Here is a 26,810-nt window from a genome sequence, read left to right on the forward strand (position 1 = left end):
ACAGCGACTCAATAATTATACGATGGATTAGAGGGAAATTCAAGATTATTTTTCCTGTAATATTGAAAAAGCATTCAAGAACCTGATTATCAGGCTTCTTGAATGCTTTTAATGCTGTTTTTTATGGAAAAGTCCCATAACTTCCAGTGTTTCGGTTATATTCACGAAAGCATCAGGATCGATTTCTTCAATTAGTGTTTTGACCTCTGTGAGCTCGTAACGTGAAATGACAGTAATGATGACATTGCTTTTCTCGTTTGAGTACCCTCCAACAGAATCTATCACCGTTACACCACGATAGACATTTCCTAGTAGGTGTTGCTTCACCTTTTCTCCTTTTCTGGTAATGATCATCAAAGTAAGCTTGACATGATGTGTATGGACCTTATCAATCACTTTTCCAAGTACGAAAATGGAAACAAGCGTATTTAATGCTGCATCCCAGCTGAACAAAAAGCCCGACAACAAGATCACGATAGAATTCATGGCGAATAATAGAGTGCCCATAGGGAAATCTTTTCGTCTTGCCAGAAGCATCCCGATAATATCGAATCCACCTGATGAACCTGATGAACGGAAGATGATCCCAATCCCGAGTCCGACAATTGCTCCGCCAAATATAGAAGAAAGTATTGGATTTTCTGCTAGCTTTATTACCGGAATGGCATAAAGTGCAATAGATATTGTAATAACAGACAGGATTGTATAAAAGATAAATTTTCTTCCCAATTTCATGTAACCTAAAATCAATAGTGGAAAGTTCAAAAGAAAATTGAAAATCCCTGTATTGATGGAAGTTAGCATAGATAAAATGATGGATAGTCCGCTAATGCCGCTGCTCATTATACCGTGAGGAATTAAGAAAAGGTTAAATGCAAATGAAACTATAATTGAGCCTATGATGATTCCTGCTGACTTCAATGGCAACGCCTCCAAAAAACAGTGTGTAAAAAATATTATATAGATGAAAATAAAGAATTGAATTTAAAAGTTTATTTAAAATTCATTAAGTATTTTGATTAGAATTCTCTTTTGCGTCTAATCATATTAAGTCCAAGGTAGGGGAAAATAATGTGACTCTATGCTGGAGGTGAGGAGCTTTGAGGGATGACTCAGTCAGGGACTTAGTGACAGTAACCGATGATATGGGGATCGTAAAACAATTTGAAGTAGAAGCATTATTTGAGATGAATGGAGAGTCCTATGCAATGCTTAGGAATGAAGATGGAACAGTCTTAATGAAGGTGGAAGAGCAGGGCAATGACCAATTCCTTGTTGGTTTGGAAAGTGAAAAAGAAAAGTCACAATTGCTTGATGCTTATCAGATTGCTGTTGATGCAGCACCTGCCGAAGATTAGCAAAAGCCGCCTGAAAATGGGGGGCTTTCTTGAAGGGATTTATGTCCACAATGGAGAATTAGATGATATATCTTTTAAATTGGGGGACATATGGAATTTCCTATATTAGAAACTGAACGGCTCCTTCTAAGGGAGATAAAAGCGGAGGATGCAGAAAATTTATTTATCAATTTTTCCAATCCAGAAGTCATGAAATATTATGGTTCAGAACGGATGGATGACATTGAAGAAGCGAGAGGACTAATTCATTCTTTCCATATAGGGTTAAAGGAAGGAAAAGCTATTCGATGGGGCATCCAACTAAAGAATAATAATAGTCTAATTGGTACGGTTGGCTTTCATGCTATTTCACAAAAAAATCGGAGAGCAGAAATAGGTTATGAGCTTAACCAAGGTTATTGGGGAAAAGGCTTGGCAAAAGAAGCAATCCTGAAGATTGTGGAACATGGATTTGAAGAAATGGAGCTAAAAAGGATTGGCGCGGTAGTATTTCTTGAAAATAAGTCTTCCAATGAATTGCTTCTCAAGCTTGGATTCCGCAAGGAGGGTATTCTTAGGGACTATATGATTCAAAATGGCCTTTCCTATGATACAAATGTGTACGCTTTATTAGCACAAAAATGAACAATTGGCGAAAATAATTATAGAATCGTTTTTTAGTTAATCAACTAAACATGTAACAAGACAAAAAGCTCAGAATCTGAGCTTTTTGTCTTGTTAGCATCTAATTAATGTATATTCCGTTTCTTGAATCTGCCACCACGTACTTCTGCAATATTTCCGACTGCAAGGAAGGCTGATTCATCCAATTCCTCGACAATGGACTTCAATTTAGCTTCCTCAAGACGTGTGATAACACAAAAAATCACTTTTTTGTCATCTCCTGTATATGCCCCTTCTCCTGTTAAATACGTGACCCCGCGCCCGAGACGAGCCAGTATAGCTTCTCCTATTTGCTTGTGCTGGTCGCTAATGATCCACGCGGCTTTAGATTCATCAAGTCCAGCGATGACTATATCGATGGTTTTGAAGGCGATGAAATAGGCCAAAATAGAATACATGGCACGATCCCAGCCAAAGACAAATCCTGCTGTACCAAAGATGAAGATATTGAAGAACATGATCACTTCCCCGACAGAAAAAGGCAGCCTTCTATTCGCCAGGATAGCGAGTATTTCTGTTCCGTCCAATGATCCTCCGTACCGGATGACTATTCCAACACCTGCACCAAGAACGATTCCGCCAAATACGGTTGCCAAAAGCAAATCTTCTGTGAAAACTGGCCAATCATGGAGGAAACTGGTTGTCAATGACAAAACAGTGATACCCAAGAGAGTGGATAATGCGAATGTTTTACCAATTTGTTTATAACCGATGAAAAAGAAAGGGATGTTCAAAACAAAAATAAAGAGGCCGAGGCGCCAGCCTGTCAAATGTGAGAGGATGATTGAGATACCGACAATACCGCCATCAAGAATTCTGTTCGGGACAAGGAATTCCTCGATTCCAACACCCATGAGAACAGCACCTAATATTATGAAGAATATTCTTTTGGCGAGTTTGGTTTTCGTAATGCCCTTATGTTGTTGTTGAACAAGGGCTTTTTCTGACATGCTGTTCATACCTTCCCCCTTAATAAATCCTTCGATATATATAATATAGTTTATTTTATCACAATTTTTTAACGATACTGAATTATAGAGCTTTGATGATTTTATTTTCCAGTGTTGGAAAGAAGGGAATTGGGTAGTAAATAGGATAGTTAATTTCATAAAAATTGAAAAGGTGTTGTTGCAGTTTGAATCTGACCCTAGTCGTTGGACTTTTTTTACTGATGCTTTTTTTGATTGGTATGATAGGCATCAAATTAATTAAAATACCTGATATATTATTATATATTTTGCTTGGACTTCTTTTATCCATCTTTATTAAGGAATCCAAGGTAATTGAAATGGCAGGAGAGATTGGTTTAGTCCTGCTGTTCTTTATTCTTGGTCTGAAATTCCCGGTTAACAGGTTGATTTCAAACAGTGCCAAGGTGTGGAAAGGCGGCCTGCTGGATGCTGTCCTGGGGATATTCGTAACTGCGGTAATAGCCCTTCTGTTCGGTCTGGATTGGGTATCTTCATTGATTGTTGGAGGAATTGTCTATGCAACCAGTTCCTCGATCACAGCAAAGCTTTTGGAGGAAAAGAATAGAACCGACAACAAAGAATCCGAATTCATGCTGCTGATCCTGATTTTCGAAGATTTGATTGCACCTATCCTTGTTACCGTATTGATTGGTCTCTCTGGAAAGGGTTTGTCAGCAACAGATTTTATGATCATCCTTTTAAAAATTGCCATTCTCGCAGGGAATGCAGTGTTCTTCGCAAAAGTTGTCTTTAAAAAACTAGAATCAGGACTTAAAGAGATTATCAATAATGATATTTTCATCGTATTGATTACTGGAATTGCGCTTACCTATGGAGGCATTGCGATGATGCTTGGTTTATCTGAGGTAATAGGGGCGCTTCTGGCAGGTATGATGCTTTCTGAGCTGACCATTAAGGAAAAGGTTGAAAGAGCTGCTTTGCCAGTAAGGAACATTTTCCTCCCATTCTTCTTCCTGAATTTTGGTCTTCACACTGAATTGACAAGTGACATCCCTTATTTAGGTTTATTGGTTGTGCTAGTATTGTGGTCCTTGATTCATAAACTGATTGTGGGATATGTTGGAGGTCAATGGTATGGTCTCTCGAGAAGCTATTCCTTAAAAGCGGGCCTGTCCCTGACTCAGCGCGGAGAGTTTTCCGTAATCATCGCTGCGCTCGCGACTGGAGAGTTGAAGGTTTTTGCCAGTATCTACATTTTGGTGATTGCTTTCGTTGGAACCATCCTGTTCCAGATGGCTCCTGGATTGAATAAGTTAATTGTTGAGAAAGTGAAAGAAAAAAAGAGTTAAGCATTAAAGGGGCGATCCCATTAATGCTTTTTGATCATCAGTTGCTCCTATATCAATCCAAGATTTCCTTCACACGTCCAACCTGACCGTCCTCCAGCCTAACTTTAATCCCATGTGGATGTGAAGGTGAATTGGTCAAAATATCTTTAACTATTCCCTGAGTAAGTCTTCCGGTTTTCTGATCGGACTTAAGGACTATATTTACTTTCAAACCAGTTTTGATATGATTTCGATTTTTGCCATCTTTACTGTTTGCCATGATTCTGCCTCCAGACTTTCAATTGAAGAATGATAAAAACTATTGATGAGTATTCAATTCTACCATTATTTGAATTATTATAAAGAAAAAAGCAAAGAGGGATGATCTTGAAGTTGGGGAATTGGGCATGGTTAATATTATGCATAGTATTGATTGTCTTCTTAATTGGTTATCTTCATCAGAAACAGCAAGAAAAATATAAGGGTCTTGAGCTGATTCCTGAACAAACAGAGGATATTCCGCTGTATCTGGGACTTAAGGCAGAGAGTCCAGTGTATAAAATAAAAGGTAATCGATGGATGGATATTATCGATTTTTACGAGAAGGAACTCCCGAAAATGGGATGGAGTAAAATCACAATGCAGACCTCGCAAGATTCTACAGAAGATGGAGCAGGCTTCATGTCAAACTGGGAAAAGAAAGGGACAAGCTGGGTATTATCCATAAGTGGAGGGTATTTTAAGGCCTCAGACCAAACAGAAGTCATTTTTGAGAAGCGAAAACCCTTAAAAGCAATCAAATGGATTGAAACCGATGTATCTGAAGTCTGTGTAAATGAACAGCCAGATAGAACCGATGATTGTTTTCCCTTGACAGATCAGCAGGTAATCAAACGAATAATTGAATTAATCAATACAGCCCAAGAAGCTGAAAATCAACAGATTTACTATAATGAGAAGAGTGTCATCGACTTCCGACCATTTAAGATTACTGTCTATTATGATCTTGAAAAGGGGATTTATTTGGTCTCAGAAAGAGGGACGAAATGGATGAAGCCTGAAAGGGAATTCTTTCAATTGACTAGAATTTCTAAAGAATATTGAACAACTCTTTTATGATAAGATTCATAGTTCACTTAAAATAGACGGGTCTAATTAACTGGGTCATCCCGATTATTTTTATGTATTCGCTGGAATTAGCAGTTCGAAAAGAGATTATTTATGACTTAAAGTGTATCCTATTGATAATAAGTATGTGTTTTTGACAATTATGAAGAAAAGGGAAGTGACCTTTGTGAATCCAACATATGCGGTTGCAGATGAATTACAACAAAATGCCGAAACAATCGCAACGGAAATGGTTGATTCCATAGTTGTTCTTATTGGGGTGGAGATCCCAAAACAGGAAATTGAGCAGGCAATTATTGTCTATACGGAATATTTTAGTTTTCTTGGTGAATCAATCAGAAACAAAGATGAGACAACCTCCAAGGGGCTTCTTGAATGGAGCAAGCAAAATGGGGAACGCGAAGCAGCCAAAGGCGGCAGGGTTTCTGATATTCTCTTTAGATATCCTCCCACAAGGATGGTCTTTATCGATAAAATGGCTGAGCTTAGTTTGAGGCATGGAGTCAATACCGCTGATTTGATTTGGATCAATAAAAGAGTGAACAATATGCTTGATATTAGCATTAATGAAACTGTATTTGCGTTTGAAAGGCAGACTTCGAATCAGATCAAGGAAGTCCAGGATGAAAGAGATATTTTATCGACCCCAGTTGTTCCAGTCCAAGATAATGTTGCAGTATTGCCTTTAGTAGGGAAAATGGATCATGATCGAGCCAGATTGATACTAGAGAGGGCTATTCCCCTGGTATCTAGCCAAAAAATACAGTGTTTAATCATTGATTTTTCAGGAATTGTTATGATAGATGCAACCATTGCTAAACACATTTTTGACATCCATAATGTTCTAAGGCTGCTGGGAGTAAACTCAATAGCAACTGGAATGAGGCCCGACCTTGCTCAGGCTGCAGTGGAGGGTGGAGTTGATTTTTCCAGTATTAAAACATTTGCTACAGTAAAACAAGCAATTGATAGCATCAATCATGACTTGTAAGATGATAGGAGGATGGATTTGAATTACCAAAAGCCAGATATAAAACTAATTGCATTGGACATGGATGGTACACTCCTCAATGAGCGACACGAGGTCTCTGAAGAAAATAGACAGGCGATAAAAGAAGCGGAAAAAAGAGGTGTCTATGTCGTCCTTAGTACTGGGCGAAGTCTTAAAACGGCCAGGGACTATGTATTATCACTGGAATTGTCTTCTTACCTTGTAACGGTCAATGGGGGAGAGATCTGGGGGCCAAACGGAGAATTAGTGGCCCGTAACATGGTGGATACAGAGCACATCCAGTGGATGTATGATTTAACTCGAGAGCATAATACTGGATTTTGGGCTACAAGCAGTGAAGACGTTTGGAGAAATAATATGCCAGAGGACCTGTTCTCCCAGGAATGGCTTAAATTCGGCTTCCAAATCGAAGAGGACGAAATCAGAGAAAGTGTGCTCAAAGAGTTAAAAGACAAGGGTCTATTTGAAATCAGCAATTCAAGCCTGAAAAATATAGAAGTCAACGCACTCGGCATTAATAAGGCAAAGGGCTTGGAAAAGGTATGCGAACTTCTGGGTATATCGATGAATAATGTGATGGCTGTGGGTGACAGCCTAAATGATATTGCCATGATTACGGAAGCTGGCCTTGGCGTTGCTATGGGAAATGCACAGGAAACTGTAAAGGAATCTGCCGATGATATCACAGGTACAAATCGAGAAAATGGTGTGGCACAAGCCATCGTGAAATGGGTTCTTTCATAATTTTGGAAGCAGATCACTTTGCTTCCTGAATTATTTGGCTCACTTGTTGATTTTGAGTGCGTATGAGAATTCATAAGCGGAGGATTTCCGGCTATTGTATACAAAGCATGCTTCTGAAGCATAAATAGGCGGAAGTATTCCGGTTAACTGCTTCAAAAAAGACATAAAAAAACGATTTAGATTAAATAACGGGAAAAACGACCCTTATTTTCAAGAAAATAAGGGTCCATTTTTATTTAAGCGGAATTTTTCCGTTTATTTTTTAAAGAATGTTAAATCAACATTCAGTATTAACAGAACTTTATATTAAACAGTTGTCTGTTCTTCGCTAGAGTGCTTTAACAGCACCTGCTTGAACCCATTTGAGTCTATTTCATTCAACAAGGCTTTATTTTCTGCAAGTTCAACTACCGCCTGTCCGTTTACAGCCTCTGCATAAACCTTCTCAATTGCAGCCCTTTCGACTCCTTTGCCTATATGAATAGCTTTAGGTGCCGAGTGTCTTGAAATCATGTTCCTGATTTTAATATGGTCAGCATGATTTCTGCCCCCAAATACTTTAATATCTGATTCTGCACTTGTAAACCCACTTATTTTCACATTTTTGAGTATGATATTTCTAGAGCGATATTGAAGCGCGATTGCTGGTTCACCGCCATAGTCATATGAAGGGTCGCCAATCACAGTAAAATGGTTTACTGCTACATTTTTATAAGCAGACACGACCATCGCTCTGGGAGATGAATTTGCATACAACTTGGTATGAACTGGCTTAAAAGAGATAATATTGGCAGCCTGAATATTGATGGCTGTTTTGGATTCGGGATCATTTTCCTTGTGGTGCCCTATATGCCTGAAATTGAAGGATCGATTGTCATTGACAGATAGATGGCCAATGATGACAACATTGCTGGCTGCTGAAGAGTTATGATGGGCCTTGATTTCGACTCCTCCAAAGCATCTTGCTGATGAGTTGTTCAGTAGCCAAACATTTCGGGAACCATCGTCTATTTCAATGCCATTTGAATTTGAGAATCCCTCTTTATGTGTTTTGCCGCTTGGATCACACATATGGCAATTCGAAATGAAAATATTATCACTATGATGAGTGGTAATGCCGTCATCCCCGAAACCATGTCCGTTCAGATTGTCCAGCCAGATAAACTCACTGCCACCTCGGGCCCGATAACCATCACCATAGTAATTGTACAAAGGAGAAGAGATGTCAAAGCAATGCAAGCCTGGGTTAACTGCTTCAACATCCTTTACCCAGCCATACTTTACATTGGCCAAAAGCAGGCAGCTGGAATGATTTCCCCAGGTACTGGTCTTTTCGACACTTCCCAAACGTTCGACATTCCAATCCAGGGTCATTCCTTTTACATGGACATTCCTGTTTCCGGTACGATGGTTTTTGTTTGTCATGAGTCTCCTGCTTTTCGGGGCGGAATCATGAAGCTTGATGATTGTTTTTCCTTTTCCTGCACCAAGCAAATAGGTGAAGGACGGCAGTTTGATTTCTTTTACAACATATACTCCCTCCGGAATATGAACTTTCACACGACCTTTGCCAAGGGCCATTTTGAAGGCATCTGTGCAATCAGTTTTTCCATCTCCAAGTGCGCCAAAATCCTCTATATGAACCTCTCGATTAATTTCTTTCAGTAAAGTTTTGTACTCTTCATTCAATCCCTCAAGCCATTGAGGAAAAACATTGCCGTTCTTATCAACAACAGTACCGAATGGTTTACCATGGTCAAACGCTGATTTTGTCTGGATGATTCTTCGGAAACTTGCACTGAGATTTCTGAGGAATGAAGAAAAGCTTGTATTATTTTTTACATTAATAGGTTTGTAATCTGCACTTGCTTCCCTAAATAATTCATTTGTCTCCTGAACTAATTCAAATATATTAAGATTCTCTTCTGATAAACGGGAGATCAATTCAGCATTTTTTGTTGGATCATGTTTTCGGTCGATATTTACCATATTGTTCCCACCTCTTGTAAAAAAGCTGCTTGCATATTATTTCCCGCTATAGGGAAAGATAATCTATTCGTGCTTAAAAATACCTTTTATCAGTTAGGTTTTATCACTTATAAGTAGAATATGTTAGAATAAAATCGTTCTCCATAGAGAGTGAGGGATTTTAATGATTACTTTAGGTCCCAGGGTAATAAAAACTGGATTGGCCGTAGCACTGGCATTATACATAACAAACTGGATAGGGTTGGAGCCAGCCGTTTTTGCAGCTATTGCCGCTACATTTACGATCCAGCCTTCGATCTATCGTTCGTGGAAACAAGTATTAGAACAGTTTCAGGCGAATACTCTCGGCGCGATCATCGCGATTGCATCGATTTTTTTATTCGGGAATAACCCGATTGTAATCGGGCTTGTAACAGTGATAGTCATCATCATCAGCTTGAAGCTAAAAATGGAAAGTTCTTTATCCTTAACGCTTATTACCGTTTTGATTATGATGAGCTCACAAGAATTTAATGGAGTAGTAGCAGCTGCAAACAAATTCCTCATCGTCCTTGTAGGGATGGGTTCAGCATTCCTTGTTAATCTAATCATCTCGCCGCCAAATTTCAATAAAAATTTCACCGAAAAAATGGACAGCACTTTTAGAAACATGTCATTGCTAATCAGGACAGCCATATCGAATGAGCTGACTGAAAAGACATTTCAGGACCAATGGAGTCAGCTTAGAAAAGATATCGCCAAGCTTGAAGAGCTCTATAAAATACTAGATGAAGAAAGAATGAAGATATCAAAGATAAAACCCTTTGATATCAGGGAACTGGTATTGTTCAAACAGATGCTTGCCTGTCTTCAACAAGGCTTAAGATTGCTGGATATCGTAGAAGATCATTTTTTTCAAAGCCGTCCTGAACAGCAAGAGACGAATGAATTTGATGATCAATTCGAAGAACTGATTCAATATCATGAAATGATCCTGCTTAAATATTCAGGAAAAATCAGAGAACTAGATTCGGAAGAATTTTTTAAAAATAGCGGGCTATTCCTTGAATCAATCCTAGAGGACACCTCAATTCAACGGAATGATCGACTGCGTCTCATCATAATCGGATCAGCCATTTATGACTACGCTTTTCAGCTTCATCGACTCAATGAATTGATTGACCAATATCAAAACAGAAAGACTGACACAGAAAAAGCGGTGAAAAAGCTTTTTTAAAAGGAACTGCTAGGGAATAATAGACAAGTTTATTATTCCAATAAAAAACATCTATGCCAATTTATAAAAATCTCCTATAATCTATTTAATTGTGATTAAGGAGATATTGAGAATGACAGAAAAAAATTTCACTGAGAAAAACCTGGTACATAAAAATGAGAATAAATATTTCTGGATCGTATTAAGTATTAGTATTGCTTCTTACATTTTGTTTGCAATATCCATAGTGGGAATATTTATCATTGCAGGATTCTTGATGATTTCATTGGTGCTTCATGCTTTGATGATTGGCCAGATACGGCTCAATGCGGTGAAAATAGGCGACAATCAATTTCCGTTAATCCATTCGACGGTCAAAGATTTATGTGTCAAAATGGAAATCAAATCCATACCTGATATTTACGTGATGCAATCAGGCGGAGTAATGAATGCTTTTGCAACACGCTTTTTCGGAAGGAATATGGTTGTTGTCTACTCCGAAATTTTCGACCTTATCGAACAAAATGCTGAAGAGGAACTCCAGTTTGTCCTGGCACATGAATTGGCTCATATTAAACGAAATCACCTCGGCAAAATGATGTTCATCCTTCCTTCTATGTGGATTCCGGGTATTGCAGAAATGTACCTGCGCGCTTGTGAATATACTTGTGATCGCTATGCGGCCTTCTATACAGGTAATCCAGCAGCGGCGAATAACGGACTTACCATGCTGGCCATTGGGAAATCCTTATATAGAAAGGTGAATAAAGCAGAATACCTTGACCAAATCAATAAGGAAAAAGGATTGGTGGTATGGCTGGCAGAAATCTTATCAACGCATCCACCGCTTCCAAAAAGAATCAATGAAATCAGTATCTTTTTTGGAGAAGATTCAGCCATGGCCCCTTCCAAAAAATCACTAGGGCTTGTCGCATTTGTTGCTGCTTCCATCATGCTTACAGGTTTGGCTTTGGTTGGCGGATACATGGTCTATAATGAGGTGAATTCAGCTATCTTTGCAGATGATGAATATTATGAAGAAGATATAGAAGTTTCTCCATTAATCGAAGCAGTCATCAGTGGGGATGCGAAGAAGGTTGAAAGTTTAATAGAGAATGGGGAAGATATTGAACAATTAGACTATAATGGATACACAGCATTGGACTGGGCTGTTATGGATGTGAATACCGACATGGTTCAATTGCTGTTGAATCTTAAGGCAGATCCTAATTTCGAATCGGATTATGGCATGACACCATTTATGACTGCTGCCCAAACAGGGAATGCATCAATGATCAAAATGCTGCATGAAGCTGGCGGTGATCCTAACTACCAAGAAATGAGCTCTGGGTATACAGCATTGATTTATTCAGTATTCAGTGGCGAAATCGACACGGTCAAACTGTTGATAGACTTGGGGGCAGACACACAGCTAAGAGATTATTCGGGTATGACTGCGAGAATGCATGCCTTGCAATCAGGTGAGCAGGAAATCGCAGATTTATTAAAATAAATTAGAGACAACTAGGAGGAAAATTCAATGAACAGACCAGCTGGTTTTTGGGTAAGACTGGGTGCAGCAATCTTAGACGGATTAATCATCGGAGTGCCACTTGCAATTATCAGTTATTTAATAACAGGTAACACTGAAGACAATGCTTTTACTTCCTCAGTGAACCTGCTCTATTCTGTGCTTGTTCCAGTAGTGTGGTCAGGATATACAGTAGGCAAGAAAATCGTTGGTGTAAGAATCGCGAAAGTAAACGGGGAGAAACTAGGTTTCGGCACGATGCTTTTGAGAACTCTCGTCGGCGGACTAGTTTATGTTCTTACTTTAGGTCTTGCTGCTATTGTCAGTGCTTTCATGGTAGGGATTCGACAGGATAAAAGAGCAATCCATGATTTCATCGCAGGCACATATGTAACTTATGAAAAACCAAACGAAATACACTATGAACAATAAGATTTATGACACCTGGCATTCCAGGTGTTTTTTTAATGCTAAAATTTAAACAATTTGAATCATAAACATTAATCTCCATCTCTTGATTACGTGGAAAAACTTGGTGATTTCTAAACTGTTGTTATGGTATATTAATGCTTATTAACTTGTACTATTGAACTTTGTATTTGTTTTCTGATTGTAAAGCATCAAGTATGCAGGTGTTATTGTTTTAAGGGGGAGTATGTGAATGGGACCGATTTTAATAGGCATTTTAGCAGCCTTCTTTTTTGCGTTCACCTTTGTTTTGAATCAATCGATGGAGTTATCTGGCGGAAGCTGGATATGGAGCGCCTCCCTTAGATACCTATTCATGGTTCCCTTTCTATTGGCCATTGTGGCAGCAAGGGGTAACTTAAAGCCTGTAATTCACAGTATCAAACAAAATCCTTTTCCTTGGTTTCTTTGGAGCTTTGTTGGATTTGTTTTGTTTTATGCACCACTTACATATGCTGCTGCCTTTTCACCGGGTTGGCTAATTGCAGCGACTTGGCAAATCACAATTATATCCGGTGCTTTGCTCAGTCCCTTGTTTTATGAAAGGACCATGACAAATGAAGGTTTAGTAACTGTGAGGGCTAAAATACCCTTCAAGGGACTTGGGATGTCAGTGATCATTTTAGCAGGAATCTTGCTAATGCAGTTAGAACATGCTAGACATTTACCGTTTAAGATGGTTTTACTTGGGGTCATCCCTGTCTTGATCGCATCTTTCGCTTATCCTCTAGGAAACAGAAAAATGATGGAAGTAACAAATGGAAATCTTGACGCATATCAACGTGTTCTGGGAATGACTCTTGCCAGTCTGCCTTTTTGGCTGCTCTTATCTTTATATGGTCTGTTGACGGTGGGTCCTCCTACCACGAACCAAAGCTTCCAGTCCCTTTTAGTAGCCATTACCTCAGGCGTGATCGCGACTGTTTTATTCTTCAAAGCGACAGATTTAGTGAGAGGCAATATGCAGAAACTCGCTGCCGTAGAAGCAACCCAGGCCATGGAAGTTCTTTTTGCCTTGGCAGGCGAATTTTTGATCCTGGCAATGCCACTGCCATCAACATTATCTTGGGTCGGCATTACCCTCGTCATGCTAGGTATGGCACTTCACAGCCTTTCAACATTCAGGAGGAAAGAAGGGCAAATGAAAAACACTGCATAGGAATGACCGTATCTATCCTCATAAATCTCACAAACTCTATAAAATTGTTAAGGTGGGTTTGAATGAAGTTAATTGAAGTAAAACTTACAAAGCAAATGTCAAAAGTTTTTGGCATAGCAGAACATGCATGTAAATATGACAAAAGTCCATGCTTGACACCTGAGCATCTTTTGATTGGATGCTTGGATGATGGGTCTTACCCTATAAAGGAGGCAATACAAAAAAGTGGCATCGATATTGATTCTTTGAAGGATTCATGTCATCCGATTTTTGAAAGTCTTCCTTTCGGTTTCTGTGAACCAATTAAAACTCCAGTTTGTCAATCAACGAAACTAGTGATTGATCAAGCAATAAACTATATGAGGAACTACAATCAGGTTTTCCTAAATGAAGGACATGTCCTGAAGGCTTTAATTATAACTGGACAAACTGATAGAATGTTGACTCCGGAACAGCAAAACACCTTTCTAAGTCTGGGAACAGTATCGCGGGATATGCAATTGGATTTATCAGGATACAGTGTACAGAAGCAGCTTTACAAGAATATTAGAATGGTTCGCCATGAAGATGCTGAGAGGCTGATCCTGTTCATAAAAGATGAGTTTGGCACTCGTTGGATTGAGACAATCAAACAGGCACTTGAGCGTAATCTTCCGTCCATTTTTATCGCTGAAGATCGATCAGGGGATATAATTGGCTTTGCAGCTTATGACATACATCAACCAGGTCATTTTGGGCCGATGGGTGTCGCTAAACACAAAAGAGCTGAAGGTATAGGAGAATCATTGCTGCATTTGTGCCTGGAAGGGATGATAAGAAAGGGTTATAAAAGAGTGATCATCGACCATGCCGGACCAATCGGATTTTATGAAAAAGCGTGTAACGCGAAAGTCATTCCTACAATTGAATAAGGTTAATGCAGAGACCATACCATGGTCTTTTTTTCATATGGATTTCCTAAAACTTATTTCCTATTTATTACAAATATAGTAATACTTTGTATTCATTTTTATCTGAATAGTATAAATTTTCAATAAATTAAAAGGTTTTTACAAAATTATGCAGTATTTCTTCGGTAATCAAATGATCAGGGGGTGCAAGAAATTGCGAAGCAAAAAGAAGGTTACCGTAAGAAAAATTTCGGCAGTAATGTTAGCGTTCCTGATGGTGTTTTCATCATTTACTAGCCAACTGTCTTTTGCTGCCGAACAGAAACCCAAGAGTTTTTCAGAGGAAGAACTCGTGCTGGAGAAACAGCGTGAGCAAGCTTCTGAAAGTGCAGGAGAAAAAGAAATTCCATCAGCAGAGATAAACGAACTGACAAATCTGCTGGACGGGTTGGGAATCGACCCGCCGCCTTTGAAAGGCGAAGATCCAGCAGCTGTTGAAAAGGAAAAAGAGCCAGCTCTTCTTGAAGCATTTAAAAAGGATCAAGAAATTGATGTCATCATAAGGATGAAAGATAAGCCAGACTTCAACAAGATTTATCCTCAAGTGAAAGCTAAGAAGAACCGCGCTGAAAGAATCGAAACCATCCAAGACCACCTCAAAGAAAAAACGGCCAATTCTCAAAAAGGAATCAAACAGGCACTGGATGCTTTAGAAACAAAGGGAAAAGCCAAAAAGAAAGATTCTCTTTGGATTATCAATGGAATCACTGCTTCTATCACAAAAGAAGCTTTTGAAGAACTTGAGAAACGTGACGATGTAGCGGATATCTCGCTCGATCAAACACTAACTCTTCCTGAAGTGACAGTTGAAGAAAACCCACCGCGTCTGCCTCAGTGGGGATTAGAGAAAATTTATGCTCCAAAGGTTTGGGGTCAATACGGATTAAAAGGTGAAGGTATCGTTGTGGGGGTCATGGATTCCGGGGTAGACGGAAATCATGAAGCACTTAAACATAACTATCGCGGCCGAGATGGCAATCATCAATATTCTTGGATTGATTTATCTGGCCAGGGGTATGACAAACCGAATGACGGACATGGTCATGGAACCCACGTAGCCGGAACAGCAGTTGGCGGCGGCACAGGTGAACCAATCGGGGTAGCTCCTGAAGCAGAATGGATAGCGGCAAAAATTTTCAATGATGGGGGTTCTACGACTCTATCTGCCATTCATCAAGCTTTTCAATGGTTCATGGCTCCTGGTGGTGACCCATCAAAGGCTCCTCATGTAGTCAACAACTCATGGGGGAACTCCAATGCTTATAACCTTGAATTCTATGAAGATGTAAAAGCCTGGGTGTCAGCAGGAATCTTTCCTTCTTTTGCAGCTGGGAATGATGGCCCTGGGTCACAGACAATCGGCTCACCGGGAAGTTTTCCGGAGACGTTTGCAGTTGGCGCAACTGATGAGTATGACCAGGCTGCTTATTTTTCCAGCCGTGGTCCGGTTTTCTGGAAGGATGAAAACGGTGATGAGAAGCGGATCATTAAACCTGATATTTCTGCACCAGGACACAAAATTTATTCAGCCTGGCCGGCTAAAAGGAACGAAGGGAAATACAACACAATCAGTGGTACATCAATGGCAACCCCACATGTCACTGGAGCAGTAGCGTTACTGTTGCAGGCTAATCCAGATCTGACAATTGACCAGATAAAAGAAACACTGAAGCAGACTTCCAGAGTGGAACCGCATATGGGTAAGCTTCCCAACGATTCCTATGGAACGGGTATCATGAACATTTACCAGGCTGTCACCGAAACTGCTTTTGCCGGTGAGCTTACTGGCAAGTTGACCAATAAGGATGGTGAGCCGATCGAAGGAAAACTTGAAATAAAGGAAGAGGGTCTTACCTTTACCATTGGGAAGAGCGGAGAATTCAATTACAAAATCAGGGAAGGGAGCCATAAAGTCAAGGTTACATCATTTGGCTATAAGGATTTCGAAACAGTTATTGACCTGAATAAAGGCGAAACTTTATCTGTAAATTGGATATTGGAGCATGCACAAACATTTAGTGTAACTGGAAAAGTAACTGACAGCACAGGTAAATCTGTACCGTATGCATTCATAAGGGTTAAAGGCACGCCGATGCCAATATATCGGACTGATGCAAACGGAACATTTGAAGTGAAGAATTTGCCTGCCGGCCAGTATGTCCTTCAGGTATCCGGTGAAGGGATAGATGGACTGGCAAAAGAATTGAATGTTGACGCTGATACTTCCATTAATTTGAAGGTGAATAGCAACTCAGCTAATTCAAATAAAGATTGGTCTATGGCGAACGGCAACAATCAGCGAAATGCTGTGTCTTCTAACGCAATTGACCTGGCTGCCTTGGAGGAAGGATGGGAGTACAATACTTCAGGGAAAGGAAAGATTCTTTTTTCTACCCCGGCTGCAGCTAATAACAAAGTTGTCCTTGTCACGGACAGCGGTTATGTTGTAGCACTTGATGCATTTACAGGCAAGGAGCAATGGTCAGTAAGAATTGGAAGCACGAACAGGTCTTCACCGACAATAGATGGAGAGACTGTCTATCTGTCAGGAGGAGAAGACGGGAAGATCTACGCATTGGATCTGAAATCAGGAAGCATTATTTGGACCACTGTTGTTGGGGCAATGGCAATCTATGAATCTCCATTACTTGTTGATGGAACTCTATTTGTGTCATCTGATCTTTCAGAAGATGCAAAGGTTACGGCGTTAAATGCAGAAAATGGAGAAAAGAAATGGAGTGTCAATCTTGGCGCACCTACCTATTTCGGTCCTAGTGCTGGAGATGGGATGTTATTTATCGGAAGCTATGATAATCAAAAGCTAAGAGCCCTCAGGATTGAAGACGGAACAGAAGTGTGGAGCAAAACACTCGTAAATGAGGGTATTGCATCAAAGCCGGTATTCGATGACGGCACACTATATGTTGCTGGCACTAACTTTAACACTGAAGGCGGCACACTTTATGCCCTGGATAGCAAGACAGGTGAAGAGAAATGGAAGGCAGGAGGTATCGGTGATACTCAAGCTGGCTCACCGATCGTCTATGAAAATCTTGTCGTCGTTGGTTCAGCTGTTCAGCCGGTTTTGCGCGCATTCGACGCAAAGACTGGCCAGGAGCTTTGGAACAACCGCTCAGTGGGCACCACTTTGAACAATGGTTCTGTTTCTGCAAATGGATTACTATTTTTTGCAGGTACAAGCGGAAATCTGTCTGTCATTGATGTGTACACCGGTGAAAGATTGAAAGATTTCAGCCTGCCAGTTTACAGTACATCGGGTATCCCTATCCTTTCAGGACAGGTAATCGTACCTTTCCAGACTGGCGTCAAGAGCTATAGCTCACCTGGCTCTGTTAAAGGAGCAATGAAAGATCATGAAGGCAATGTTATCGAAGGTACTGTGACGGTTGTAGAAACAGGAGAAGCTGTCAGCACAGATAAAAATGGAGTCTTTTTGCTCAAGCATGCACCTGGTGACTATACGATCAGGATTTCTGCTTATGGTAAAAAGCAAATAATTGAAAATGTAAAGCTTTCTTCAGGCTATCAATTCATAAAGAATTATCAACTTGAAGAAGCCGTTCAGGGCTCTTTATCCCTCCTTGTAAAAGACCAGCGCACTGGTAAGCCGGTAGACGGAGCGGCTGTCAGCCTCAATCAGTCACCGATCGAGGGGAAGACGGACAGTAATGGGAAATTTTCTAAAGACGTTTATGAAGGAACCTACAAGGCAGTTATAGAGTTAGATGGTTACAAGACCGGCAGCTTGGAAATCGCTGTTAAGGCTGGCGATCATACAGACCTAAGCTTTGAATTGCAGCCAATTGATGTTGCTGTCCTAAATGATTATAAGAGTGAAATCACCACCCTGCTGAATGTTAATGGATTCATCGCAGAAGAACGGGGCTGGGATGTTGTCGAGGACATAAGCCGCTATAAAGTACTTTACCTGAATGGCGGGTATGGTTCTGAAGGCATTAAGCCGACTGAGGAGCAGTTTAAAGATTTGGTAGAAAATGCAAAAGCCCATAATGTCAGCATCATCTTCACAGATCAGTGGGGTGCGAACTATGGGTCCATCCATCATTTAAAAGACTTTTTCCAGGATCCGAAAGAACTGGGGCATGATTATGATGGTGGTGAAGTAAGAATCCAGGTTGAAGCAGAACATCCTATTTTCAAGGGGTATAAACCTGGGGACAGAATCAATGTTTTAGAGAATAATGCAGATTTTGCCTGGTTTAATCAATATTCCGGAAGGACAATTGGTAAAATCGGCAACACTGATCAAGGGTTTGTAGGATCAGGAATTGCTTATAATGCAGTATCCGAAGACAGTGCCCATTTATTATTGTCAAGCCATGCGACAGTACCTTGGGAAAGTTCCAAGGCTTGGCTTCGCGGCCAGCAGCAGATCCTTTTTAACAGTATTGATTATCTGTACAACGCTCAATACGGAAAAATAACAGGTTCAGTAACCGATGCAGCCGGGGAACCTGTAAAGGCAAACATTGAAATGATTGAAACAGGAGTTAAAGTGAAGACTGACGCTGACGGAAACTTCACGCTTTTCCATGATGAAGGAACATTCAAACTAGAAGTAAGATCGAAAGGCCTGGGTTCCAAAGCAGAAACTGTTACTGTAGCAAAGGGTACGGCGGCAAAAGTCCAAATTACTTTAGGTGAGTCAGAAAAAGGGATCCTAACTGGAACTGTAACGGACTCCATATCAGGCATGGAGCTCGAGGGAGTCGATCTTGCAGTTGAAAACTCTGCAGGCGAAACAATCGCAGAAGTTAAAACTTCTCCCAATGGAAGATATGAGGTTTCCGGATTGGAGGAAGAAGTATATCTCCTTATTTTCAGTAAGGAGGGATACATCGCACAAACTCAGAGTGTCGATGTTGCGCGCCATTCAGGTGAGTTCGATATTCAGATGCACAATATGCCTTCCATCGGGGTAGTAGGTGACTACTATTCTTCTGAAAAAAACTTCAAGGCTCTCTTTAATGAGATCGGAGTAAGTGTTTTAGATGTTGCACCGGCAGAATTAGTCCAGAAAATGCCTGAGTTTGATGTCATATTTTTCAATGACCCAAGCTCTTCAGCCATAACTGATGAAATGATGGAAGCAGCGGATAAAGCACAAACCAGCCTGATCTATGGTGATGCGGTCTGGGGAGGCGGCATCAAGCAGTTGGTGAATTACAGAAAGGATCCGAAAGAGCTTAAAACAATAAGGAAGACCACTGAATCTGCCCAGTACAAGGTAATCGAGGAACATCCAATATTTGATGGAGCAAAGGCCGGGGAGTCCATCGAAATCCTCACTCCATCCTCCAGCTATGTTGGTTACTTCAAGGAATATAGCGGCTTTTCTCTTGCGGAAATCAAGCATGAAGGTTCTGATGCCGCGCATGGACTTGGGGTTGCATATAAACCAAGATCTGCTGGAAGTGCTGAATTATTGTTGAGTGGTCACGGTTTTGCTTATTACCATAGTGCCAAGGATTATACAGAGACAGGAAAACAGCTTCTCATCAACTCGGTATTATGGGCAGCAAATGTTAAATATCCGGTGATCAGCGGAATGATTGTCGATGAAGAAGGCAATCCCTTAATAGCAGATATCAAGGTGAAGGGACAGCCATATCAAACTCAGTCAAGCGGTGAGGATGGAAGTTTTACTATCGCGACGCTAGAAGGAGAATACGAGATTGAAATCAGTGCCTATGGCTATGCCGAAAAAATATTGAAAATAACGGCAGAAATGGACGGTGAGCCAAAGGAGATTCCATTGTCTGTAGCTGAAAATGTTGCCTCCATTACTGGCAGTGTGGAAGATTCCAAGGATGGAAATGCAATTGAGGGTGCGAAGGTTACACTGCTAGGTGCACCAAAAGAGGCAGTAACAAATGTCCAGGGCCTCTACAACCTAACAAAAGTGGAACCAGGTAACTATACAGCACGCGTAGAAAAAGAAGGCTATGTGCGCCAGGACATTGAAGTGAAAATTACAGACGGCCAAAAAGCAACCTTGAATGTAAAATTGAAGCCATCACCAACAGTAGGAATCATCGTCGATCTGACTGCTTCAGGAACTACCTATAAACAATATTTGGAAGAACGAGGCTATAAGGTCATTTACCTGAACTATAAAGATACAGACAGGTTGGCTGAAGTAGATGTTATTTTTGCGAATTCCGATTATGCCAGAAATCTTGAACCGACAAAAGAAGAGTTTTTAGCATTCCAGAAAGCTTTGGATGAAAACAGGAAATCAGTCATTTGGACAGGCCAGGCTGGAGGACGCGGTTCGATTAGATATTTACAGGAATATAATGGTGAACCAAAAACTATATTCGAACATAACAACAAGCCTGGAGCGCAGGGAACTGTCGTGGGTGACCATCCACTTACTGCAGGTTTTAAAGCAGGAGATACGATTGAAATACCTGGAAAATCAGGCTATTACTACGGCTTTGACGGCTATTCGGGTAAAACCATCGTTGATTTTTCCCATTCAGAAACCGATGAAAAGGGCAGCATGATCGCCTATAAAGGAAGGACGACTGATTCAGTTGAGATTCTTTTAGCCAATATGACAATCAGCCATGTATTCAAGCCTAATGACTCCTTTGACCCCGCGAGAGAATGGCTGTTGAATAACGCGCTGAACTGGGCACTAGATAAGAAAGAGGCTCTTGTCGGTGAACTCCATGGCCTAGTCCAGAATGTCAACGGGGCTGTGCAGGGGACAATTACTGTAAGTGAAACAGGCAAAACCTATCAAGCCGATGAAAAAGGAAAGTTCTTTGCTGCATTAGAGGAAGGGACATACACCTTGATTGTTGATGCTTTTGGACATGCTCCAAAAGAATTCCACGTTTCAATTGAAAACGGTGAGGTGTTAAATGAAAACTTCGTCCTAGAGCCGGTCGATTCTGGCATCCTGTCAGGAAAAATTATCGATGCTTCCACAAAAGATGCAATCGAGGGTGCAAGACTGGAAATAATCGGGACGCCAGTAGCTGTCACAACAAGCCAAGATGGAAGTTATCAAGCCACACTTCCGGCAGGCCAATATGAAGTCAGGGTGATTGCGGCCGGCTATAAGCCGATTTACCAGTCCGTAGAAATTACCACAGGCCAGCAGACAGACTTGAATGTCCCGCTTGTCGTATCGGAAAAAATTGCTCTTCTTGCGAACACTTATCAACAGGACAGGATCATGCCATTCCTGGAGAACAATGGGTATGACGTTGACCTGCATCCATATAAGGAATTTGAAACATTGATAGAGAATATATCAAACTATAAATTGATCATCGTCAATGATTTGTACATGGAAGACGACAGGTTTAAGGAAATGGTGGAAAGAGCTAATGAAAATGAAGTCAGCATTATTTTCACTTCATTGTTCGGTGGGCCTATTGGAGATTTGAGTGATGTATATGGAGATCCTGAAGAGTTTGAATATAGTTTTGTAGATAAGGAACTAAATCTTCGGGTAGATGAAAACCACCCAATCCTTAAGGGATTCAATAAAGGTGAAGAAATTCCATTGCTCCTCAACCCTAAAGGCAGCGTGCAATATTCGGTGTTTGATAACTATAGCGGTACGATTCTCGGGAGTTTGACTAACCCGGTTAAGGGAGAACTAGGCAGTTCCATTGCCTATAAGTTCAGTTCATCCAATAGTGTCCATATTCTTTTATCTGCCCTGCAAATCAGCAGCTATGGGCATCCGAATGACAGATGGACTGAAAATGCGAAGAAAATATATTTGAATGCAATTAATTACGCGTTGACCGCAAGCCAGGGTGAAATCAAAGGCGTAGTTAAGGATAGTCAAGGACAGCCAATTGCAAATGCCTTTGTTTCTATCGAAGGAACAAATAGCAAAACAACCACCAACTCAGCAGGTCAATACAAATTTGGAATTGGTGTCGGTGATTATGAAGTCAAAGTCCAGGCAAGAGGCTTTGCTCAACAAATCCAACCTGCTAAAGTTGCAGAGTTAGGAAGCAGTGTCGATTTGAATTTTACACTGGAGGCGATTGAAGGATCTGATTTGAAGGGTGTTATTTCAGGAAAGAAAGGCAAAGAACTTGTGGCGGGTGCTTCATTGACGCTCGTTCCCAAGGATGAACCTGATTTTAAAATGGAAGGTTCCAGTCAGGAAAATGGTTCTTATGATTTCCAAAATTTGCTCCCTGGCGAGTACACGTTCAATGTAATGGCAGATGGATATGTCCAGGAATCTTTTGAGGTTGAGATCGGATCCGAGGATAAAGTATTCAACCTTGAACTGAATGCTTTCGAGGCTGCAGTGTTAGGGGATGTCAGCGGTGACCTTACTGCTCTATTAAACGAGCAGGAGCTATTTGCGGAAGAAAAAGGCTGGGACATCCTAGGGAATGTCGGAAAGTATGATGTCATCCTGGTTAATACAAATAAAGGAACAAAAGAGCAATTTGAACAGCTTATCAAAGAAAGTGATGAACAAAAGACTAGCCTTGTATTCACGGGAACTTGGGGCGTTGGAGAGGGCTCCATTCAAAGACTGAAAGAGGCAGCGGGAAGTCCGGAAATGGATCAGCAGGGATATAATGAAGGTGCAATCTTTGTTCAAGCTGTCGATGGGCATCCAATATTTAATGAAGTCGCCCAGGATGAAAATGGCCGCGTTAAAATCCACAGTGCAAAAAGTCCATATTCAACCTTTAAAGACTACACTGGAATTGCGATTTCGAGCCTTTCAGTGGACGGGGAGGATAAAGGCGAATCAATTGGCTTTGAATTCAGGAGCAAGGAGCATATGCACTTGCTGATGTCTTCTTTTGCGGTTACGAACCTCATCGGACCTGACTATGGGTGGACTCAGGATGGGCGACAGATATTCGTGAATGCCATCAGGTGGTCCAAGGATTCGGTTCAAGAAACCCCTGAAGCTCCAGCTTGGGATTTGGAAGAATTGAAGGTGAAGGATGAACCGGCATTAGTAAAAGGCACAGCAGCCCAGGGGACGACAGTGAATATTTATGAACAGCATGGGAATGAAGTGATCCTGATTGATTCGGCTAAAACCGGGCGTGACGGCACTTTCTCAGTGGAGTTGGATCTTGCAAATGGATCACATACATTGCTTGCAGAAGCTGAGAACTTCGCCGGTAAAACTAAAACAGCGAAAACAATGAAAGTAATTGTAACAGGAAAACCAAAGAAAAAAGATAAAGATAAAGCAAGTTAACAAAAACGGATATGAATTGATAAAGGCTTTCCTTTTTGGGAAGCCTTTTCTCTATAATGAATTGGATAGTGTGCAAAGGCATTTAGATAGGATTTAACTATGGTTAACTTACACTTTAGGAAAGTAAATTCCCCTAGAAATTACAGGTGAATCATTTATCAATATGCATATTATTTCACAATCTATATCCTTTTATGGTATATTAATATTTAAAATATTCTCACAAGTTTTAGGAAGGTGACAAAATGACATCAGGAATCGAAGTAAATGACAGCAGTTTGCCATTACGCCGGGATGTGAAAATGCTTGGAAACATCCTTGGAGATATTCTAGTTTATCATGGCGGAGTGGAACTGTTTGAAAAAGTAGAAAAGATCCGCGCTATGTGCAAAACGCTTAGAAATGGACATGACCGCGATACATACCCTGCTTTGAAAGAGGAAATCGCTAGTTTGTCAGTACCCATGAGGAAGAATGTAATCAGAGCTTTTTCTGTATATTTTCATTTAATCAATGCAGCAGAACAAAACCATCGGATCCGCAGGCGCCGTGATTACTTGCTGGAGTCCGAGATCAGCGCACAGCCAGGCTCTATTGAAGCAGCCATCCTTTCATTGAAAGACAATCATATATCCTCTGATATCATCCAAAATGTATTGAATACCATTTCTTTGGAATTGATCATTACAGCCCATCCTACAGAAGCCACCAAGCGTTCAATTCTGGAGATCCAAAAAAGGATAGCAGATATACTTAAAAGTCTGGATAACCCACTTTTATCCAAGAAAGAGCGTGAAAGGGTCGAGGAAAGCTTATTCAATGAGGTTTCCGTCCTATGGCAAACGGATGAATTAAGGGATCGTAAACCCACCGTCATAGATGAAGTAAGGAATGGACTTTATTATTTTGACCAGACTTTATTCGACGTGCTCCCTGAAATCCATCAGGAAGTAGAGACTAGCCTGAAAGGTCACTATTCTGAACATGAATGGAAAGTGCCTCATTTCCTCCGATTTGGTTCATGGATTGGCGGTGACAGGGATGGCAATCCAAATGTGACTCCAGATATTACATGGGAAACTTTGCAAAGACAAAGACGTCTCGTACTAAAAAAATATAAAGCTGTATTAGTGGACTTGATGAAGCGTTTCAGCCATTCAATCACAAGAGCAGCTGTTAGTGAAGAGTTAATGGCATCTGTGCTTCAGGATGAAGAAAGGTATTTAACAGATGATCAAAAGTGGAATATTGAAGGCGAAGTGTATCGCCGTAAATTCGCGGTCATCATTCAAAGGCTGAAGGAAGCCGGGAAATCAGAAATAGGCTATAAATCATCAGAGGAAATGCTTGAAGATCTTCTTGTCATTAAACGAAGCATCTATCAGCACCACCCTGTGCACCATGAACTCAAAAGTTTACAGAAGTTGATCAGGCAAGTACAGTTATTTGGATTCCATCTTGCCACTCTGGATATTCGGAACCACAGCGGGGAACATGAAGCGGCAATATCTGAAATACTAAAAAAGGTCGGGATCACTCAGGATTACCCATCATTATCTGAAGATGACAAACAGGAATTACTTGTAAAAATTCTTGCGGACCCAAGGCCGTTGCTCCTTCTTCATGAGGACTACTCAAAAGAGACACAGGAAATGCTTCAAGTTTTTCAGATGATCAAACGGGCACACAATGAGTTCGGAAAGCGATCGATCTCTGTTTATTTAGTGAGTATGACTCAGTCGGCGAGTGATTTGCTGGAAGTTCTTGTCCTAGCCAAAGAAGCCGGTATTTACAGGCTCCACACTGATGGTACATTTGAGACGGATTTGAATGTTGCTCCGTTGCTTGAAACGATCGATGATTTAACAGCTGGGCCTAAAATCATGGAAACATTATTCAACATGCCTGTTTACCGCAATCATTTGAAAAAGATGGGGGACCAGCAGGAAATAATGCTAGGGTATTCAGATGGAAGCAAGGATGGCGGAACGTTGACGGCTAACTGGAAACTTTACAAAGCCCAGCTGGAAATCAATGAAATGGCGAAGAAGTATCAAATCGGACTGAAGTTTTTCCATGGCAGGGGAGGTTCTTTGGGTCGTGGTGGCGGACCATTGAACAGAAGTTTGCTTTCCCAGCCTGTCGAGACACTTGGGCAGGGAGTAAAAATTACCGAACAGGGTGAAGTATTATCATCTCGCTACCTATTGAAAGATATTGCCTATAGAAGCCTTGAACAGGCCACATCCACGATGATGAAGGCCGCAGCTAATGTCTTAAAGGAGTCTGAGCAGGGCCATTTGCGTGACCAAAGATGGGTTGATGCAATCGAACAAATATCTGCTGTTTCCTTGAGGAAATATCAATCGCTTGTGTTCGAAGATCCTGATTTCATCACTTATTTCAACCAAGCAACACCATTAAAGGAACTTGCTGAGCTTAATATCGGTTCTCGTCCAATGAGCCGTAAGAACAGCAGTAAGTTTGAAAATCTTCGTGCTATTCCATGGGTATTTGCGTGGACCCAAAGCAGACAGCTTTTCCCTGCATGGTATGCTGCGGGTTCTGGTTTGCAGAGCTTCGTACAACAAAGTCCTGAAAATTTGAAGGTCTTACAGGAAATGTATGCAGAATGGCCGTTTTTCAGGAGTACGGTTGATAATCTGCAAATGGCACTAATGAAAGCAGATATCACTACGGCTCAGGAATACAAATCGCTTGTAGAAGATAAAGAAATTGCTGATCGTATCTTTGGCAACATCTTAGAAGAATACGAAAGAACCAAGAACATCCTTCTGGAAATTACAGAAGATGAAGAACTACTGGATCATACGCCAAATATCAAAGATTCAGTTCATAGACGGAATCCATATGTCGATCCGCTAAACTTCATTCAGGTTGAGTTGATTAAGGAGCTTCGTCAGGATGAAAATCCAGATGATGAATTATTGACCCAGGTTTTATTAACAATCAGCGGTGTTGCTGCAGGATTAAGGAATACGGGCTGATGATAAAAGGAAGTCCCAAAAGTGTTTTTTGGGACTTCTTTCTTTTTCTTTCGATTGAATGTATGCAAGTCGGGAATAATTAGAATAAAGTT

The 26,810-nt window shown here is 40.7% G+C and carries 17 protein-coding genes; 13 read left to right on the forward strand and 4 right to left on the reverse strand.

All coding sequences use genetic code 11. The features are described from left to right. Positions 1-108 precede the first annotated feature (108 nt). On the reverse strand, positions 109-921 hold the full coding sequence (locus AB5I83_RS04640; protein ID WP_448973171.1) for a YitT family protein: 813 nt from the start codon (positions 919-921) through the stop codon (positions 109-111). Positions 922-1,100: 179 nt separating this feature from the next. Here AB5I83_RS04640 and AB5I83_RS04645 point away from each other — a divergent pair, with 179 nt between their 5' ends. Together AB5I83_RS04645 and AB5I83_RS04650 are read left to right on the forward strand one after the other, a co-directional pair. After that, a complete protein-coding gene (locus tag AB5I83_RS04645) occupies positions 1,101-1,358 on the forward strand; it encodes a DUF1292 domain-containing protein (RefSeq protein ID WP_226085054.1) in 258 nt (85 codons plus the stop codon). Positions 1,359-1,448: 90 nt separating this feature from the next. Continuing rightward, positions 1,449-1,982 (forward strand): GNAT family N-acetyltransferase, encoded by a 534-nt coding sequence (locus tag AB5I83_RS04650; protein WP_448973173.1) that lies wholly within the window; start codon positions 1,449-1,451, stop codon positions 1,980-1,982. A gap of 104 nt (positions 1,983-2,086) precedes the next feature. Here AB5I83_RS04650 and AB5I83_RS04655 read toward each other — a convergent pair whose 3' ends face one another. Further along, complete coding sequence (locus AB5I83_RS04655) at positions 2,087-2,971, reverse strand: YitT family protein (RefSeq protein ID WP_167832673.1); 885 nt, start codon at positions 2,969-2,971, stop codon at positions 2,087-2,089. A 185-nt stretch (positions 2,972-3,156) separates the two neighbouring features. On the opposite strand from AB5I83_RS04655, the gene AB5I83_RS04660 reads away from it, so the two are divergent. Continuing rightward, entirely contained in the window at positions 3,157-4,302 is a 1,146-nt protein-coding gene (locus AB5I83_RS04660; RefSeq protein ID WP_448973175.1) for a cation:proton antiporter, read from the forward strand. A gap of 52 nt (positions 4,303-4,354) precedes the next feature. Here the strand turns inward: AB5I83_RS04660 and AB5I83_RS04665 are convergent, their stop codons facing one another. Beyond that, complete coding sequence (locus tag AB5I83_RS04665) at positions 4,355-4,561, reverse strand: YwbE family protein (protein ID WP_226085051.1); 207 nt, start codon at positions 4,559-4,561, stop codon at positions 4,355-4,357. A 107-nt stretch (positions 4,562-4,668) separates the two neighbouring features. Here AB5I83_RS04665 and AB5I83_RS04670 point away from each other — a divergent pair, with 107 nt between their 5' ends. From AB5I83_RS04670 to AB5I83_RS04680, 3 genes are all read left to right on the forward strand, one after another. After that, positions 4,669-5,385 (forward strand): hypothetical protein, encoded by a 717-nt coding sequence (locus tag AB5I83_RS04670; RefSeq protein WP_448973177.1) that lies wholly within the window; start codon positions 4,669-4,671, stop codon positions 5,383-5,385. 190 nt (positions 5,386-5,575) lie between these two features. Then, positions 5,576-6,400 carry an STAS domain-containing protein gene (locus tag AB5I83_RS04675; RefSeq protein WP_448973179.1) on the forward strand — a complete coding sequence of 275 codons (825 nt, stop codon included), beginning with the start codon at positions 5,576-5,578 and terminating at the stop codon, positions 6,398-6,400. Between the two features lie 12 nt (positions 6,401-6,412). Continuing rightward, positions 6,413-7,165 (forward strand): Cof-type HAD-IIB family hydrolase, encoded by a 753-nt coding sequence (locus AB5I83_RS04680; protein ID WP_448973180.1) that lies wholly within the window; start codon positions 6,413-6,415, stop codon positions 7,163-7,165. A 306-nt stretch (positions 7,166-7,471) separates the two neighbouring features. On the opposite strand, the gene AB5I83_RS04685 is transcribed toward AB5I83_RS04680, so the two are convergent. Then, entirely contained in the window at positions 7,472-9,154 is a 1,683-nt protein-coding gene (locus tag AB5I83_RS04685) for a glycosyl hydrolase family 28-related protein (RefSeq protein ID WP_448973182.1), read from the reverse strand. 163 nt (positions 9,155-9,317) lie between these two features. Between AB5I83_RS04685 and AB5I83_RS04690 the strand changes: the two genes are divergently transcribed. The 7 genes from AB5I83_RS04690 to ppc all read left to right on the forward strand — a co-directional run bounded on the left by AB5I83_RS04690 (position 9,318) and on the right by ppc (position 26,718). Continuing rightward, positions 9,318-10,370: an FUSC family protein gene (locus AB5I83_RS04690; protein ID WP_448973184.1), complete on the forward strand. Its 1,053-nt coding sequence runs from the start codon at positions 9,318-9,320 to the stop codon at positions 10,368-10,370. A gap of 112 nt (positions 10,371-10,482) precedes the next feature. Next, positions 10,483-11,862 carry a M48 family metallopeptidase gene (locus tag AB5I83_RS04695; RefSeq protein ID WP_448973186.1) on the forward strand — a complete coding sequence of 460 codons (1,380 nt, stop codon included), beginning with the start codon at positions 10,483-10,485 and terminating at the stop codon, positions 11,860-11,862. A gap of 27 nt (positions 11,863-11,889) precedes the next feature. Further along, the gene (locus AB5I83_RS04700) at positions 11,890-12,312 is read left to right on the forward strand and encodes an RDD family protein (protein ID WP_448973188.1); all 423 of its coding nucleotides are present in this window, start codon (positions 11,890-11,892) and stop codon (positions 12,310-12,312) included. A gap of 229 nt (positions 12,313-12,541) precedes the next feature. Continuing rightward, positions 12,542-13,507, forward strand: a complete 966-nt coding sequence (locus AB5I83_RS04705) for a DMT family transporter (protein ID WP_448973190.1) — start codon at positions 12,542-12,544, stop codon at positions 13,505-13,507. 62 nt (positions 13,508-13,569) lie between these two features. Further along, entirely contained in the window at positions 13,570-14,418 is an 849-nt protein-coding gene (locus AB5I83_RS04710; RefSeq protein WP_448973192.1) for a GNAT family N-acetyltransferase, read from the forward strand. Between the two features lie 193 nt (positions 14,419-14,611). Continuing rightward, entirely contained in the window at positions 14,612-23,710 is a 9,099-nt protein-coding gene (locus AB5I83_RS04715; protein ID WP_448973194.1) for a carboxypeptidase regulatory-like domain-containing protein, read from the forward strand. Positions 23,711-23,955: 245 nt separating this feature from the next. Next, on the forward strand, positions 23,956-26,718 hold the full coding sequence (ppc, locus tag AB5I83_RS04720; RefSeq protein ID WP_448973196.1) for a phosphoenolpyruvate carboxylase: 2,763 nt from the start codon (positions 23,956-23,958) through the stop codon (positions 26,716-26,718). The last annotated feature ends 92 nt before the right edge of the window (positions 26,719-26,810 follow it).

The sequence above is a fragment of the Mesobacillus sp. LC4 genome (assembly GCF_053543455.1).

Coding starts and splice junctions, on each gene's coding strand:
- AB5I83_RS04685 (WP_448973182.1), bottom strand. CDS start 9,154: ATGGTAAATATCGACCGAAAACATGATCCAACAAAAAATGCTGAATTG.
- AB5I83_RS04705 (WP_448973190.1), top strand. CDS start 12,542: ATGGGACCGATTTTAATAGGCATTTTAGCAGCCTTCTTTTTTGCGTTC.
- AB5I83_RS04700 (WP_448973188.1), top strand. CDS start 11,890: ATGAACAGACCAGCTGGTTTTTGGGTAAGACTGGGTGCAGCAATCTTA.
- AB5I83_RS04710 (WP_448973192.1), top strand. CDS start 13,570: ATGAAGTTAATTGAAGTAAAACTTACAAAGCAAATGTCAAAAGTTTTT.
- AB5I83_RS04650 (WP_448973173.1), top strand. CDS start 1,449: ATGGAATTTCCTATATTAGAAACTGAACGGCTCCTTCTAAGGGAGATA.
- AB5I83_RS04695 (WP_448973186.1), top strand. CDS start 10,483: ATGACAGAAAAAAATTTCACTGAGAAAAACCTGGTACATAAAAATGAG.
- AB5I83_RS04665 (WP_226085051.1), bottom strand. CDS start 4,561: ATGGCAAACAGTAAAGATGGCAAAAATCGAAATCATATCAAAACTGGT.
- AB5I83_RS04690 (WP_448973184.1), top strand. CDS start 9,318: ATGATTACTTTAGGTCCCAGGGTAATAAAAACTGGATTGGCCGTAGCA.
- ppc (WP_448973196.1), top strand. CDS start 23,956: ATGACATCAGGAATCGAAGTAAATGACAGCAGTTTGCCATTACGCCGG.
- AB5I83_RS04680 (WP_448973180.1), top strand. CDS start 6,413: ATGGATTTGAATTACCAAAAGCCAGATATAAAACTAATTGCATTGGAC.
- AB5I83_RS04655 (WP_167832673.1), bottom strand. CDS start 2,971: ATGTCAGAAAAAGCCCTTGTTCAACAACAACATAAGGGCATTACGAAA.